The following is a 14,891-nucleotide window of genomic DNA, read 5'->3' as shown; positions in this document are numbered from 1 at the left end:
GTGATTGGAAGCGTTTACTCAGCGCCAACTGCTTGTGGTTGACGGGTTGGAACCCAAACGGTTTCCATGCCAGGTTCCGGATTGCGCGGGATCATGCGGCTCAGGATCAGGCTGATGGCAGCCATGGATGCGCCTGCAATGAACACCAGTGCAGGGGAGAAGAGCCAGATCGTGCCGAAGACCACCGGAATCACCACAGCTGCGATGTGGTTGATGGTGAAGTCGACAGCGGAGGTTGGTGCGATGTCTGCCGGGTCTGCAATCTTCTGGAAGTAGGTTTTCATTGCGATGGCCATGGCGAAGAAAGCATGATCGATCACGTAAAGAGTGCCAGCCACGTAGACGTTGGTGACGAATGCGTAGGAGAGGAAGACGATGATCAAACCGACATACTCGCAAGTCAATGCAGTCCGCTCACCAACCCGACCGATGAACGCACCGATCTTTGGAGCGAGGAACATGTTGATTGCGCCATTCAGCAGAAACAGCGCTGCAACTTCATGCACTTCGTAGCCAAAGCGTTCGACCATCAGGAAGCCTGCGAAGACTGTAAAGATTTGACGGCGGGCACCACTCATGAAGGTGAGCGCATAGTAGAGCCAATAGCGTTTGCGCAGGATCAGCTTTTTATGCTGTTCCACGTGTGCTTTGTACTTTGGGAAGGCAAAGGTGGCAAAGATGGTCAGGGCCATGCCTGCCATGCCTGCCCACAAGAACACTTGCTCATAGGATAGGTCAAACGTTTTCCAGCCGATCATGATCGAGCCGTAGATGCACAGTGAGACCAGTGATGAGACCGCAATAATTTGTCCGAGCAGTGCTGGGGCATCCTTCTTTGGCAACCACTGTAGGGATAGAGACTGCTTGAGCGTCTCGTAGTAGTGGAAGCCGAAAGACATGATGAGGGTGGTGGCGTAAAAGCCGATCGCGGATGGGAAATATCCGGTGATTGCAATGCCGAAGCCCATCAGGCCCAAAGAGATCAACGTGAACGTTTGTTCTTTGAAGATCAACAGCATGAAAATGACTGTGAATGCCAGCAGGCCAGGGATTTCGCGGATGGACTGCTGAATGCCGATTTCCTGCCCCGTGAAATCGAGCGTGTTAACTGCAAAGTTATTGATGAGGTTCCACCACACAGAAAATGAGAGCTGTGAGGCGACGGTGAGGACCAACAAAAATACAAAGGGTGAGCGCCAGTCGGCTCTGATGTCTTTAATGATATTCAACATGGTGCTTCGTTCTTAGAAATGAGTTTTGCAATTAAGTAAGCGAAAAGTTTGTTTACGTGATAGCACTAGTTTGCCAAAAAATATCTTGAAGTCGCCAAGAGGTGTTTGATGCCCATTCATGCTGATGTTTTTGCAGACCCACATGAGGTGGATCGTCCGCAACCCATTGTTGCTTATGCGGTAGATATGCCCATCGGCGGGCAGGGGGAGCCGCATGCGCATTCACGCGGGCAGCTGGTTCATATCATGCAAGGGTCCACGACTGTGTTTACTGAGGAGGGGACATTTGTTGTACCGCCAGAGCGTGCAGTCTGGGTTCCCGGAGGTATGATGCATCGGACTGTCTATCCGATCAAAACACAGTTTCGGAGCCTGTATCTGCGAGAGGACTGGTCTGAGCGACTCTCTGATAAGCCTGTTGTGGTGCAAGTGACGCCGCTCTTACGCGAGCTGATACAGGAGATTATGGCAGCGCCCCGGGACTATGCGCTTGATGGGGCGACAGCGCGGATTGCGCAGGTGATTGTTGATCAATTGAAGAGTTTACCAGATGCGCCGCTGCAATTGCCGATGCCAGTCAACCACGTGCTTTTGAAAGAGCTTTGCCAGTCTATCCTGTCATGCCCTGCGCACCTGCCGAGCCTTGCGGATGCTGCGGAGCGGACGCTTATGTCCCAGCGCACGTTTGAGCGGCGGTTCTTTGATGAGACGGGCTGGAGTTATCGCAAATGGTGTGGGCAGGCCAAGCTGTTTCGTGCTTTGGAGCTGCTCTCAGCAGGCCGAAGTGTGGGTGATGTGGCTTTCAAACTTGGTTATGAAGGGCCAAGTCCGTTTATTTCTCAGTTCCGCAAAGCCTTTGGCACGACGCCGGGCAAATACTTCAAGACTGCGTAGCCTAGGTTATTTGCTGGCGCTGCATGCGCTGATGAAGTTGCGAACGTGCTTAGCGCTGCCTTTGAGGCTTACGTTGTAGATAGCATAGCCGCCCAGATTGATCTTCAACTCGTTGTCTCGCACCATTCGGTTCCAAAGTGAAGAGCCATTGTTCAAAGTGAGGAGTGGCAGGGAAACACCGGCTTCCTGATTCAACGAACTGCCGACGCCAACATAACTTTCCTTGAACCGTCTTGTGCTTAGCGAAATCAGGATACTATCGCCTTCCTGCAAAGCAGGGACGGTTGACTGAAACATGATCTCGATATCACCGCTTCCAGCCAGACAGCGGGCGTAAAAGTCGGTATCGTCTGTTTCAGGTACGCCATGAACCAAAATTGCGCTCTTGTCGCCTGCGCCTGTTGGGAGGCCAGACACCCAGACATAGGGACCGTCAAATCCATTCAATGGAGCTTTTTCCTGAAGGAACTTGTCAGAGTTTGGCAGAAGGTCCTGTGTTATGAGGTCTGTGTTTTGTTCATGGAAAACAAAATGTTGGGCGGCTGTTCCGTTGCTGTTGAGCGCGCAGGAAAAGTTGAAGGGCACGTACATGCCCTGACTTTGGTAAACGCCGCGACCAGCGAGTTTGTCCCCTGTCCGTACCAGTACCGGTTTCTGGTTCATTTGCTGATTGGTGAAGGTGCCGAGGCCCAAATAGACAGGCGGCAACTCTGACAGGGAATTCTTGGTTGCAATGATCTTGCTGCCCAGTGTGGAGCAGGCGCGGCGGGCCTTCCAGAGTGGTTCGGCCACATTGATCGCCAGATCATCTTCCGGTGCAATCTGGCTGTTTTCCAATGGCGGCAAGTCTTGTGTCACAACTTGCGTTGGAGGCGCAGCCTGTGGAGATGTGCTATCCCGCTTCAGCTTGTAATAGCATGCTTTTTTCGAGGCAGGATCTGGGTCTCCGAAGAAATCGGTCCGGCAATGAACATCACCTTTCGCAGACTTCTCGTAAAATGCGCCGGGCCTGCCGAAGCGAACGGTTGTTGCGTAGGGCAGCTCGCAAACCTGAAATTCGAGAGCGCATTTACGCCATCCGTCCTTCGTAAATTCAGGAAGCTGCGGAATGGGGGTGATCAAACCACCTGAGCTGGCTGACTTGATCTGCTTCTTTAGAGAAGATGAACTGGCGCTTACCGTGTTTACGGTTTTGCGAGCGTACGGTTTGTTGCCAACATAAAAGATGCCAGAGCAGCCTTTATCCGTCCAAAGATGCGATGGGACGACGCCCCAGCTTTCATTGAGTTTGCAGAGTGCTGAGGAGGTCTGGCGCAGCAACTGGACGTAATTGCGGTTGGCGTTCGAGATCTTGCACTTGGTGTAACCAGCGTTCTCTGAGGCGCAAACAACCACGTTGGTGCCATCCAGACGATCTGGTGAGTTGGCGACATGGTTCGCTGTTGAAGGCCTGTGCGTCGGATCGCTGCTATGTATGTTATCGCCCTCAGGTTGTCTGGTGAGGGTGTTGGTCAGGCAGTCGATGAATTCCGGGCTATCCAATGCTGCGTCGGTTTTGTCGAGGCAGCTTTCAATTATGAGTGCTGGAATAAGCGAGTTAATCGGCGGAATAGTTGTTGCGTTGGCATTGGCAGCAAGGAACGGGGCAATGAAGGCGATAGTGCCTGCCGATGTCCTTGTAAGCAGTTGCCACAAAATAGATTTGCTCACAGCATAGCCTCTCTTAGCTCTTCTGGTGCACTTGTTGCCTAACGCAATCAGCTTGCGCCCAGCTGAAAGCTTGTTGCAGCTTCTTCCTTGATACAGGTGTGAGGCATGCTTTTTGCCAAGCGCAGTTGCTGTCTAGATCTCAATGCTACTTGCAGTCTAGTTGTAAAATTACAAAAAGGGGAGGTTAAATGCTCTGTGTTGTTAGAACTCGCTCTAGCGTACAAGTTCCTTCATGGCAGAATCCATGCCTTCCAGAGTGAGAGGGTACATGCGCTGATCAAACAACTCTTTCATCATGCCGATGGAATGAGTGTAATCCCAGTGCTTTTCCCGTACCGGATTGAGCCAGACTGCTTTTTGATAAAGGTCTGTCACGCGTTTTACCCAGACGTTGCCTGCTTCTTCGTTCCAATGTTCAACTGAACCACCGGGATAGGTGATCTCATAGGGGCTCATTGAAGCGTCGCCAATAAAGATCACTTTGTAATCGCTTGGATATTTATGAAGCACGTCCATCGTGTTGATGCGCTCAGTGTGGCGGCGATGGTTGTTTTTCCAGACGAACTCATAGAGACAATTGTGGAAGTAGAAGTATTCCATCACCTTGAACTCGGTTTTGGCAGCAGAGAACAATTCTTCGCAGACGCGGATGTGATCATCCATTGAGCCGCCGATGTCGAAGAACAAAAGCACTTTGACCGAATTGCGTCGTTCGGGACGCATTTGAATATCTAGCAGGCCTTTGTGGGCCGTGGATTTGATGGTGTTGTCCAGATCCAGCTCATCAGCAGCACCGGTTCTGGCGAACTTGCGCAGGCGTTTCAGGGCAACCTTGATGTTGCGGGTGCCCAGTTCAACTGTGTCATCCAGATCCTTGAACTCGCGCTTGTCCCAGACTTTGACCGCTCGGCGATGGCGGCTTCCGTCCTGTCCGATACGAATGCCTTCAGGGTTGTAGCCATACGCGCCGAACGGGGATGTGCCACCTGTTCCGATCCACTTGTTGCCGCCCTGATGGCGTTCTTTTTGCTCTTCCAGTCGCTTTTGTAGCGTTTCCATGAGCTTTTCAAAGCCGCCCATGGATTCGATAAGCTTCTTCTCTTCTTCAGAAAGGTGCTTTTCTGTGAGCTTGCGCAGCCACTCCTCTGGAATGTCTGTGGTTGCCACTTTGCTCATCAGGTCCAGTCCGTTGAACGTGTGGCCAAAGACGCGATCAAACTTGTCCAGATTGGATTCGTCTTTGACCAGCGTTGCTCGTGCGAGGAAGTAAAAATCTTCCACCCGTTTACCGGGCAGATCAGCGTCCAGCGCTTCCATAAGCGTAAGATATTCGCGTACGGATACGGGTAAACCAGCGGATTTTAGCTCTTCGAAAAACTGAATAAACATGGGGTCACATTATGCGATTGGGCGGTGCAGTGTCGAGAGTGCAATTGACACCTTAGGCAAAAGCATAGGGATCAATAAGAGCCTCTGGCCCAGTCAATCGCTTTGGCGAGATGAAGCTCAACAAAATCTTTCTTGCCTTCTCGATATCCCTCGACATCTCCGTTGACCTCCTTCGCTGTTTTCTTCTTCAGGTGGGCATATTTCTCACGGATCTCAGGATGAGCTTTCAGGTAATCACGAAAGGCCAGATGTCTGTAAACGTGCGGATCTCCTGATTTAAACGCGTGAAGGTGATGGGTGTGGTCGTCACCACCTTTTTCAAAGTAGCGGCGACCTGCAATGCCGTATTCACCTTTGGCGACATAGCCAAGATTGATCAGCTTTGCAGATTGAGTATCGAGTGCTGGGATGCTGGAGACTTCCAGCAGGATGTCGATAATTGGTTTGGCGGCAAGAGCTGGCACAGATGTGCTGCCAATATGGTGAATGTCTTCGACAATATCTCCGAGTAGCTCACGCAAAATTTCTTGCTCCAGCCGGAACTCCTCGGCCCAGTTGTCTTGTGCATCTACCACTTTGACTTTGCGCGTGATCATAGCTGTGTCTGCCGCCTTTGTTTTGTCAGCCCTTTGAACATACCAAGAGATTGGGGGAAGCATAGGGCTGGCGTGAGATATTCGTTAATCCTGATCTGCAATCTCATCTGGGGCAGATTTCGTGATCTCGCTCATGAGCTCCGTTAGTGATGGGCCTTTTGTGGCGATGAATGGCGCAGGGCGGCAGGTTTGAATTGCAGCAACGCCAATGCGTGCTGTGAGGAAGCCATTGACTAGTCCTTCGCCAAGACGTGCGGAAAGTTTTGCTGCTAAGCCCTGACCAATGAACTGTTCCAGCAGGCTATCTCCTGCGGCCATGCCACCTGTGACGGCCAGGTGAGCCGCTACATCTCGTGAAAGGCGCCAGAAACCGAGTGCGCCGGGGCGGGCTCCGTAAAGACGGGAGATGCGGCGAACAATGCGCAGGTTTTCGTAAAGTACGATCAGGATATCAACGAGTGCACGAGGTGATAGTGCGGTAACTACAGAAACACGCTTCGCGCTTTCCATGACGATCAAGCGGGCACGTGCATCCATTGGTGCCATCAGCTCACGTTCTGCCAGTTTGACGAGATCTCTCCCATCAATGATTTCCTGCATATGACCTTTTAGCAGAGCGCGGCCATGAGCTGTTTCCGGACGGTCCGCGTAGAGCGCCATTAGCTTTTGTAGAGCTGCACGGGCTTCCTTATCGCTATCGTTGTCTGCTGCGGTTTGGAGGTTATCGCGTATATGGTCGATTTGCTCCAAACGAGAGAGTGCCCGCCATTCTTTGAAGAACAAACCGATCAGTCCGAGAAAGCCGAGAGCGGTGAGGCCAACAGCTGTCCAGCCCAACCAGTCATAGCGAGCAAAGAGGTCTCTGATTAGGCTATCGACAGCCAAGCCAACGGCAAGTGAGACGAGGCCGCCACCGCCAATGGCGATGATCTTGCTCCAACGACTCTTCGCTGGTTTTGGCTCTGGGGCAACATTGTTCTGTGGCAGGGCCAACGCGTTTTCATCTTCTTCTGACACAACGGCTTCAGAGGAAAGTGGTTCGTGGGCAAACTCCCCCTCCAGCCGGACGGAGCTGTCATCCAGTTTGAATGCTTTGGGAGCGCGGCGTGCCTGAGGCTTATGTTGCTGTGTTTTCTTGTTGGTCATGCGAGTTTATCTCCCAGCAAGAATTCCATTGCGCTGTCCAAACGGATGTGAGGGAGAGATAAGGTCAGCCCCTCTGCCGTGCGTTCCAGCTTTGGAGGGCGGAAGCGCACATATTTCAATGCGGTCTGATCTTCCGGCGTGCCGTGGCTTTGCTCTGTAGAGAAAAGGTCACTCAGATCGTCAGGAAGATCGCCGGGGAAAATAGCTGCTTCTTCTTCGCCGTCAAACCTCATGGAGCCAATGGTTTCTTCTGGCATTGGTGTGCCGAGGAGCGCGGGGGTTTCTGCACCATCGTGATGAACGGTTGCCTGCCTGGTGGCTCTGACGGATGCGAGGGCGAGCGTTTCAACTGAAGCGCCTGAGAACTCTGCGCGGTTGATTGCCCGTTCAACCAGTTGCTTGAGGAGTAACTCCAAGTGATCGTGATCCTCGCGTCGCAGATGGTCTGCCTTTGTGGCTGCAAACAGAATGCGATCGATCTTGCGAGACACTATTGAGAATAGCCAGCTTGCTTTGCCGGGTCTGAACGCGCCCATAATCTCAGTGAGGGCTCCGCTCAAATCATCCAAGGCCTCAGGGCCAGCGTTGATTGCTGTTAGTGCGTCCACGAGCACAATCTGTCTGTCTAATTTGGCAAAGTGGTTTTTGAAGAACGGCCTGACCACGTGCTTGCGATAGGCTTCGTAGCGGCGCTCCATAATGGCGAGGAGCGTGCCTGCTTTGGGTTTGACCTGCGTATCACCCAGATTGAGCGGGGCGAAGGTGAGGGCTGGTGTGCCCTTCATGTCGCCGGGCATGAGGAAGCGACCAGGAGGCAACATGGATAGTGCGTTCTCATCATCCCGGCAGCGGCTCAAATACGTGGTGAAGGTGCTTGCCAGATCCTTTGCGATGTCCTCTGAAAACTCATCGTGCAGCTTATCTTGATAGCGCGCGAGTGTTGACAGAAACTCCTCAGACAAATCTGGCCTTGCTTTAGCGCGTCTCAGGGCTTCCTCTGAGAATTGCCGGAAATCCTGTCGTAGTAAAACAAGGTCGAGGAGCCATTCACCAGGGTAATCCACGATGTCGAGGTGCAGTTTGCCACCGCCTAACTGGCGGTTCATGAATGTGGCTGACTCGTATTCGATGGTCAAGCGAAGTTCGGAGATTTGATGTGTGGACTCCGGCCAAAGGCGATCCTTTGTCAGTGTTTCGACATGCTGCTCATAGTTGAACCGTGGAACATTGTCATCGGGCTGAGGCTGAAGACATGCTCGCGCGAGCCGTCCTGTGCCCGCTGCATCCAGCAGAGGCAGGCGACCTCCGGCAATGAGATTGTGAACGAGAGCTGAGATAAAGACGGTCTTCCCGGAACGTGCCAATCCAGTGACACCCAGACGGACCGTGGGGACTGTTAGGTCAATCGCTGATCCCGTTAGATTGTCCAATGCTGTTTGTGCATCAGTTAGGGCCAGCTTAGCGTTTTTAAATAATGAATTCAGTGGGCTCACAGATCATCCTCCAAGGAACGATGTGGTGCGTTCTTTGGAGGAATGCAATCGCAAATGCGCCAATAAATGTTGAATTGCGCAAAATTTTCCTAGTCAGGAGCCTGAAACAGCTTGCAGGTGTCGAGGCTGGAAGAATGAGACGATCCTTCCTTTCTTGCAGTCAATTTCTGACCAGCGGTGCTCTTCAAAGTCTATTACAGCGAGAGCTCCGGTTGGGTACTTGGATTGCATCTGGTGTATGTACTCAGGGTTGCCTTTGCCAGTGAGTTCAAGAGCTGTGTCCTGAATAGCTGTGTTGTGGCCGACAATGAGGATAGTGTCGAAGCCACCACCGTAGGCGCGGATTGCATCTATGTAGTCACCTTCGCTCGAATTGTAGAGATCCCTGAGCAGTTGAATGCGCGTATCACTGCGCAAGTATGGCATTACTTCCATGAGTGTTTGCCGTGTCCGAAGAGCCGTAGAACATAAGATCAGTTTTGGATGCATATGATGTTGGTGGATGTGGGCTCCAACCCTTGCTGCGGCTTTCCAACCGCTGGTGTTAAGGGAGCGATCATGATCGTGAGCCCCCTCATCACTCCAGTCGGATTTTGCATGGCGTAACAGCATCAGGCGAAGCATATGTTATCCTCCAGATATACTTTATTACTTTATGTTCCTAAGAGGTAGAAACATTCTAAGTTGTATTTTTGCTGCTATGCGATATTGCGATGCAGCATAATTGGATGGACTTGTTTGTTTATTACTTGCTTTGTCTCTGTTTGAAACCTACATGTTTTCGATTGAATTTGGAAGGTGATAGTATTCCCCTAATAGTATGGGGTTTTTATCTCATAATTACTGAAATATTTATAAGTGATGCATGCATTCGTAACTGAGTTCTTTTCAGTCGTGCCCATAAGATATTCAGTTGGCAGAATGGTTTAGGCAACTGTACTGGTCGCTTACGACGCGGTGTGTTGGAATATGAGGGTTGCACTGATGTAGGTGTGCTGGGCGATCCGCCAATTTAGCTGCGCTGCGTTAGTTACGGCGCTGCTCCTGCTCGACGCGAAGGGTGAGCTTTTTGAAAAGCGTGCGGATCTTCTCAAGCTCGCTGACAGGGAGATCATCTGAAATGGATGCCCAGACCGTATAGTCAGCGCTTGGGGCTGTGTAGGCGGTGAAACTCTCGACGCGGCCCATCCGCATTGTTGTTTCGGTTCGGAACGCAACCTCATTTTGCGGTGTCTTCAGATCCAGTGGTTTGAAGTGGCTTTGACGATATCCGCTTTTGAAGTTGTTTATGAGAGTTGTCGCCGTGTCTTTTTTGTGCCGGCGGAAGATGACTTTGATCTCGCCGTTCTCGGTTTCGTAAATGCATCCGATACCGAGTTCCTTCAGATCGGGAACGAGAGCTGATCGGGAAAGTTTGCTGATATAGTCCGGGCAAAACATGCCGGTGAAGTGCGTTAGTGCGTCCACATCTTTGCGCCAGCCGTTGTGCAGTGTATGCGGCTGGTAGAGGAGGCTTTCCGAGATGGTGCTGTTTGCTTGTGCGAGTAAGCTGCCTGTAAGAAGCAGGCAGCTTGCGAGAACTGCTTTTGATGCACTGGAAAGTATGTGCTGGCTCAAAAAACTGGTTTTATTGTTTTGCTTCATTTTCATGCCAGGCAATGCAGATACTAGCGACGATTCATAAAGGCGAGGCGCTCGAACAGATGAACGTCCTGTTCGTTCTTGAGGAGTGCGCCGTGCAATGGCGGGATAACTTTCCGGCTTTCGGTTTCGCGGAGGGTTTCCGGGGCGATGTCTTCGTTCAGAAGCAGTTTAATCCAATCCAGAAGCTCAGAGGTTGACGGCTTCTTCTTCAGGCCCGGCAAGTCTCTGAGGTTATAGAATGCGTTGAGTGCTTCCTTAAGTAACCGGTCTTTGATTTCGCCGAAATGCACATTGACGATCTCTGTCATTGTTTCTGCATCCGGAAACTTGATGAAGTGGAAGAAGCAGCGGCGCAAGAATGCGTCTGGAAGATCTTTCTCATTGTTTGAGGTGATGATCACGATTGGACGCTGTTTTGCTTTGATCGTGTCGCCAGTCTCGTAAACAAAGAACTCCATACGATCCAGCTCTTGAAGCAGATCGTTTGGGAACTCAATGTCAGCCTTATCAATCTCATCAATCAGAAGAACCGGGCGTTCATTCATTTCAAAAGCAGTCCAAAGTTTACCTTTGCGAATGTAATTGCGAATGTCTTTTACGCGCTCATCGCCAAGCTGGCTGTCGCGGAGACGGGAAACCGCGTCGTATTCGTATAGGCCTTGCTGAGCCTTTGTGGTCGACTTGACGTTCCACTCAAGGAAGGGGACGCCTAAACTCTGAGCGATTTCCTGCGCTAGGACAGTTTTGCCGGTTCCGGGCTCGCCTTTTACAAGCAGGGGGCGCTCAAGGGTAATAGCCGCGTTGACTGCGATCCGAAGATCTTCTGTGGCAACGTATTGGGAGGTCCCTTGAAATTTCATCGCTAAATCCTGCTTGAGTATCGTGATTTGGCGAAAACACTAATCTCTCGATTGGCAATGAGCAATCCCTGCAGGGTTGCGCCATTGGGCTTATCTAGTGGTTTCGATCTTTGCTCGGTTTCTTTTACTTCTCTGGGAATTATGTGCCGGGTAAGGCGAGTTATTTGCCGGGTTCAGGCAGAAAATCCTATGTTTAACAATAGGTTAAAATTTTAAATTATTGAAATAGTTGAGTAAATTGGGTTTTTTAGTTTGGCACGTAAGTTGCTTCTAGTGATCAAAGATCTGCGCAAGCATGAGCGAATTTGAATTCTAGGTGGGCTCGATGAGTATTTATGGTGCTATCAACGCTGCAACGACCGGTTTGGACGCACAGTCCAAGGCGTTGGAGAACATTTCCGGTAACGTGGCGAACTCTTCGACCACTGGCTATAAACGCCTTGATACAAGCTTCTCCGACCTTGTTTCCAGTACAGGTAGCCGGCAGGCCGAACAGGTTTCCGGTACTGTAATTGCGACTTCTCGTGCCACTAACTACTTGTCTGGCGATGTCACATCCGCTGACCGGAACACCTACATGGCGATCAATGGCCCTGGGTATTTTCTGGTCACCAATAGAGATGGTCTTACCCAGCAAGCGCCTGAAAGTTACTACACCCGTGCAGGCGATTTCGAGTTAGATACTGAGCGTAATCTCGTTAACTCTGCTGGTTATTTTTTGCAAGGATACCCGATTAATCCGGCCACAGGTGCTGTTAGTGATCGTCCTGAACCAATTCAGGTTTCTGACGCGCCGATGCCTGCAAAGCCATCTACTCAGATTGACTATCAAGCAAATTTGCCGTCTACGCCTACCACAGACAACTATGACACAACTGATGGTGTGCCAAATTCTCAGTATGTCGATCTGAGTGTGTTTTCAACGCCAGATACGCAAACAACTCCTGCGTTGGTGGATGCTGGCCCAACAGCATTGACGGAAACGAGTAAACTTACTGACTCAACGCAATTTGATGCGGGTGACACTCTTACATTGACAGTAGGCGGACACGCACCTGAAGTTTTCACTGTTGGGGCTGACACAACTGTTCAAGATTTGTTGGACAAGTTGAATGGTATGCATGGCGTTACAGCTGAAATTCTGGCTTCTGGTGAAATTAGCATTTCTTCCTTTGAGGATATGACTGTTGTTGAAACCGGCGGTGCGACTCCGATTAATATGACTCTGTCGGCGCAGCCGATTCCACCAGCTGCCGCGGTGGATCGTTCAGTTGTAACCGGCGATAAAGCTGATGATTTCATCAAATCATCAATCGCTGGCGGGCAAGAAACCGTCTACGATGAAAATGGTACGCCGGTTAATGTTGAGCTGCGTTGGGCTCTTAATGCAGAGAATAAATGGTCGCTCTACTACAATACAGATACCAAAGCGACAGGCGATGAAGTGGCTTGGAAGAAAGTAAGTGATATGTCGTTTGATGCGGCAGGTCGTTTAACTTCTCCAGCTTCGGGTGTTGTTGATATCACCGATCTGGAAGTAAATGGTGTTGGCTTGGGTGATATTTCTTTTAAGTTCGGCCAAGACAATCTAACTCAGTATGAAGACACGATTGGCAATGCGACTAGTATTGATTTGTCTCAAGATGGCTTCCCTTCAGGCACATTGCAGGATGTTTCCATTGATGCAGAAGGCAATGTGATTGGGAAGTACTCCAATGATAAGTCTCAGAAACTCTTTAAAATTCCAATTGCGACTTTTGCAGCTGAGCAAGAACTTCAGCGAGTTGATGGTGCTGCATTTTCTGAGACCTCTACGTCTGGTGAGCCAGATTTCCGCAATGGGGGGACTATTCGAGCCAAAGCGCTAGAGAGTTCCAACGCGGATATTGCAAAAGAGTTTTCCAAGCTGATCATTACGCAGCAGGCTTATTCGGCGAACTCTAAAGTTTTGTCGACAGCTAATCAGATGCTGGATTCAGTTCTTAATATCGTTCGATAAATTGTTGCTGAGGTAGGTTTTTGCCTACCTCAGCGCGTTTGGGAGTTTAGGGTATGAGTCTTGGGGCAGCTCTGAATGCGGCGATGTCGGGATTGTCGCTTACGAAGGCGCAGCTTGCGGTTGCATCGAAGAATGTCGCGAATGCAAATGTTGATGGGTATACGCTGAAAACGATTGTGGGCACTGAAGTCCACAATACATCGACTGCATCTTCTTCTGTTCTGACCAATCAAGTTCAGCGGCAAGTCAATACCCAGCTCCAGTCAGCTTATTGGGAAAGCCTGAGCGATACGGCTTATGCAACTCAATATAATGACTATATCACGCAGCTTGATCAGATGTTTGGGAAGGTTGGAGATCCTAGTTCGATCCCAAGCCTGATGAATAACTTCACAAATGCGCTGACATCTTTGGCTACCGATCCTAGCTCTCAAAGCGCTCAAGAAGTTGCTGTGAACGCAGCTGATGAACTTTCCAGAAGCATCAATAGTTCTGCAAAGCAAGTTCAAGAAATGCGCCGTGATGCGGATGCAGCAATCACTGATGAAGTGGGGCAAGTTAACTCTATTCTAAAGGAAATTGAGAGTTTAGAAGACAGCATTATTGTCGAGCGTTCCGCTGGTCGGGAGACAGCCCATTTGCAAGATCAAATGGACCGACAGTTGGAAGCTTTGACCGAAAAGATGGATGTGGATATTAAGCAGGGCAATGACGGCTTGCTGAGCATATCTACTAAGTCGGGAACAACGCTCTACAATGATCGCGCATCTGAGTTGCAGTTTACTCCAAGCCCAACGCTAGGTGTGGGAGTTGAGGGTAATCCAATTGAAGTAAAGTCGCGATCAGGCGCCGTTATGAAACTTTCATCGGCTGATTTAAAAAGCGGCAGTATGGGTGCTCTCGTGGAACTGCGGGACAATACTCTTCCAGAGACGCAAGCGCGCCTGGATGAGCTTGCAAGTCAGATGGCGCTGTCTTTGTCGCAGCAGACGTCTGAAGGTGTTGCCGCTGATGATGGTGGGGCACCACCCGCAGCAACGGGTTTGAGCGTTGATACGTCTAAACTGCAATCTTCTGGCGATACGATTGAGCTTGAGTTTGATGTTAACGGAGAAAGTCGGAAGGTCACTTTCGTTGCTGTGACTGACCCAAGTTTGCTTCCGCTTTCTTCGGATGTAACTGCAGACTCCAATGACATTGTGCATGGTATTGTAATTCCGGCAACTTCGACTGCACTGGAAAGTCAGATTTCCAGTGCGCTGGGTTCTGGTTTTGATGTTTCCGTTGATGCTGCTGGTGAGTTGAAAGTTCTGTCTCCGACCAGCCCAGGGACTATTGAGATTACTGGCCTTACAGCGAAAAACACGCGGACTGTCACGGCGGCTGATGGGGCAGAGATACCGCTCTTTTTGGACTCCAACGATGGCGGAGTGCCTTATACAGGAGCTCTTGAGGATGGTGGTCAGAAAACTGGATTTGCTCAGCGGATGGTTGTCAATAAGGCCGTCTTAGATGATCCAAGTCTGCTTGCTGGTGAGCCTGACAAGCAGAGCTCCGAGCGTGCAAACCTCCTGAAAAGTCGCCTGACTGAGACCGAATATACGTATGCGCCTAGCTCGGGGATCGGAGCGAAGAATGCTCCATATGTTGGGACGATCTCTGACTTTGGCATTGAGACTGTGGTCAAACAAAGTCAGATTGCGAGTGCGGCAACGTCAGCTGCGAGTAATTCAAAAGCTGTCACGAGCATTGCTAAGAATGCCTATGAAAACAGTTATAAGGTCGATGTAGACGAGGAGTTGGTGAAGCTGACTGAATTACAGAATGCTTATGCTGCGAATGCTCGTGTCTTATCGGCTATCGACGAAATGTATGATACACTTTTTAGAATCGCATGATGCTGCTTTAGGAATTGAGTTATTCAAATG

The 14,891-nt window shown here is 50.4% G+C and carries 12 protein-coding genes; 3 read left to right on the top strand and 9 right to left on the bottom strand.

Translation table 11 applies throughout. The features are described from left to right. Positions 1–14: 14 nt before the first annotated feature. On the bottom strand, positions 15–1,232 hold the full coding sequence (locus tag PsAD5_RS16025; RefSeq protein ID WP_063289618.1) for an MFS transporter: 1,218 nt from the start codon (positions 1,230–1,232) through the stop codon (positions 15–17). Between the two features lie 108 nt (positions 1,233–1,340). On the opposite strand from PsAD5_RS16025, the gene PsAD5_RS16020 reads away from it, so the two are divergent. After that, entirely contained in the window at positions 1,341–2,126 is a 786-nt protein-coding gene (locus PsAD5_RS16020) for an AraC family transcriptional regulator (protein WP_057462639.1), read from the top strand. 6 nt (positions 2,127–2,132) lie between these two features. On the opposite strand, the gene PsAD5_RS16015 is transcribed toward PsAD5_RS16020, so the two are convergent. The 8 genes from PsAD5_RS16015 to PsAD5_RS15980 all read right to left on the bottom strand — a co-directional run bounded on the left by PsAD5_RS16015 (position 2,133) and on the right by PsAD5_RS15980 (position 10,964). Next, the gene (locus PsAD5_RS16015) at positions 2,133–3,836 is read right to left on the bottom strand and encodes a DUF3011 domain-containing protein (RefSeq protein WP_208988645.1); all 1,704 of its coding nucleotides are present in this window, start codon (positions 3,834–3,836) and stop codon (positions 2,133–2,135) included. A gap of 213 nt (positions 3,837–4,049) precedes the next feature. Then, positions 4,050–5,225, bottom strand: coding sequence for a vWA domain-containing protein (locus PsAD5_RS16010; RefSeq protein WP_063292794.1), 1,176 nt, complete (start codon positions 5,223–5,225; stop codon positions 4,050–4,052). Between the two features lie 71 nt (positions 5,226–5,296). Continuing rightward, complete coding sequence (locus tag PsAD5_RS16005) at positions 5,297–5,821, bottom strand: GrpB family protein (RefSeq protein WP_063292835.1); 525 nt, start codon at positions 5,819–5,821, stop codon at positions 5,297–5,299. Between the two features lie 84 nt (positions 5,822–5,905). Further along, positions 5,906–6,967 carry a YcjF family protein gene (locus PsAD5_RS16000; RefSeq protein ID WP_063292793.1) on the bottom strand — a complete coding sequence of 354 codons (1,062 nt, stop codon included), beginning with the start codon at positions 6,965–6,967 and terminating at the stop codon, positions 5,906–5,908. Further along, the gene (locus PsAD5_RS15995; protein ID WP_063292792.1) at positions 6,964–8,460 is read right to left on the bottom strand and encodes a YcjX family protein; all 1,497 of its coding nucleotides are present in this window, start codon (positions 8,458–8,460) and stop codon (positions 6,964–6,966) included. The genes PsAD5_RS16000 and PsAD5_RS15995 overlap by 4 nt, the downstream gene beginning before the upstream one ends. Positions 8,461–8,553: 93 nt before the next feature. After that, the gene (locus tag PsAD5_RS15990) at positions 8,554–9,084 is read right to left on the bottom strand and encodes a SixA phosphatase family protein (RefSeq protein ID WP_057462636.1); all 531 of its coding nucleotides are present in this window, start codon (positions 9,082–9,084) and stop codon (positions 8,554–8,556) included. A 402-nt stretch (positions 9,085–9,486) separates the two neighbouring features. Further along, entirely contained in the window at positions 9,487–10,104 is a 618-nt protein-coding gene (locus PsAD5_RS15985; RefSeq protein ID WP_208988643.1) for a hypothetical protein, read from the bottom strand. Between the two features lie 23 nt (positions 10,105–10,127). Further along, the gene (locus PsAD5_RS15980; protein WP_063292790.1) at positions 10,128–10,964 is read right to left on the bottom strand and encodes an AAA family ATPase; all 837 of its coding nucleotides are present in this window, start codon (positions 10,962–10,964) and stop codon (positions 10,128–10,130) included. Between the two features lie 325 nt (positions 10,965–11,289). Here PsAD5_RS15980 and PsAD5_RS15975 point away from each other — a divergent pair, with 325 nt between their 5' ends. Together PsAD5_RS15975 and flgK are read left to right on the top strand one after the other, a co-directional pair. Next, positions 11,290–12,963 (top strand): flagellar hook protein FlgE, encoded by a 1,674-nt coding sequence (locus PsAD5_RS15975; RefSeq protein ID WP_063292789.1) that lies wholly within the window; start codon positions 11,290–11,292, stop codon positions 12,961–12,963. Positions 12,964–13,016: 53 nt separating this feature from the next. Further along, positions 13,017–14,861, top strand: coding sequence for a flagellar hook-associated protein FlgK (gene flgK / locus PsAD5_RS15970; protein WP_063292788.1), 1,845 nt, complete (start codon positions 13,017–13,019; stop codon positions 14,859–14,861). The last annotated feature ends 30 nt before the right edge of the window (positions 14,862–14,891 follow it).

The sequence above is a fragment of the Pseudovibrio sp. Ad5 genome, assembly GCF_001623095.1.
GTDB lineage: Bacteria > Pseudomonadota > Alphaproteobacteria > Rhizobiales > Stappiaceae > Pseudovibrio.
Note: the sequence above shows the minus strand (reverse complement) of the source record. Positions and strands in the feature narration are given on the sequence as shown.

What these genes read in the sequence shown, in the direction of transcription:
- PsAD5_RS15980 (WP_063292790.1), bottom strand. Translation starts at nt 10,964, where the DNA reads ATGAAATTTCAAGGGACCTCCCAATACGTTGCCACAGAAGATCTTCGG.
- PsAD5_RS16005 (WP_063292835.1), bottom strand. Translation starts at nt 5,821, where the DNA reads ATGATCACGCGCAAAGTCAAAGTGGTAGATGCACAAGACAACTGGGCC.
- PsAD5_RS15975 (WP_063292789.1), top strand. Translation starts at nt 11,290, where the DNA reads ATGAGTATTTATGGTGCTATCAACGCTGCAACGACCGGTTTGGACGCA.
- flgK (WP_063292788.1), top strand. Translation starts at nt 13,017, where the DNA reads ATGAGTCTTGGGGCAGCTCTGAATGCGGCGATGTCGGGATTGTCGCTT.
- PsAD5_RS16020 (WP_057462639.1), top strand. Translation starts at nt 1,341, where the DNA reads ATGCCCATTCATGCTGATGTTTTTGCAGACCCACATGAGGTGGATCGT.
- PsAD5_RS16025 (WP_063289618.1), bottom strand. Translation starts at nt 1,232, where the DNA reads ATGTTGAATATCATTAAAGACATCAGAGCCGACTGGCGCTCACCCTTT.
- PsAD5_RS16010 (WP_063292794.1), bottom strand. Translation starts at nt 5,225, where the DNA reads ATGTTTATTCAGTTTTTCGAAGAGCTAAAATCCGCTGGTTTACCCGTA.
- PsAD5_RS15985 (WP_208988643.1), bottom strand. Translation starts at nt 10,104, where the DNA reads ATGAAGCAAAACAATAAAACCAGTTTTTTGAGCCAGCACATACTTTCC.
- PsAD5_RS16000 (WP_063292793.1), bottom strand. Translation starts at nt 6,967, where the DNA reads ATGACCAACAAGAAAACACAGCAACATAAGCCTCAGGCACGCCGCGCT.
- PsAD5_RS15990 (WP_057462636.1), bottom strand. Translation starts at nt 9,084, where the DNA reads ATGCTTCGCCTGATGCTGTTACGCCATGCAAAATCCGACTGGAGTGAT.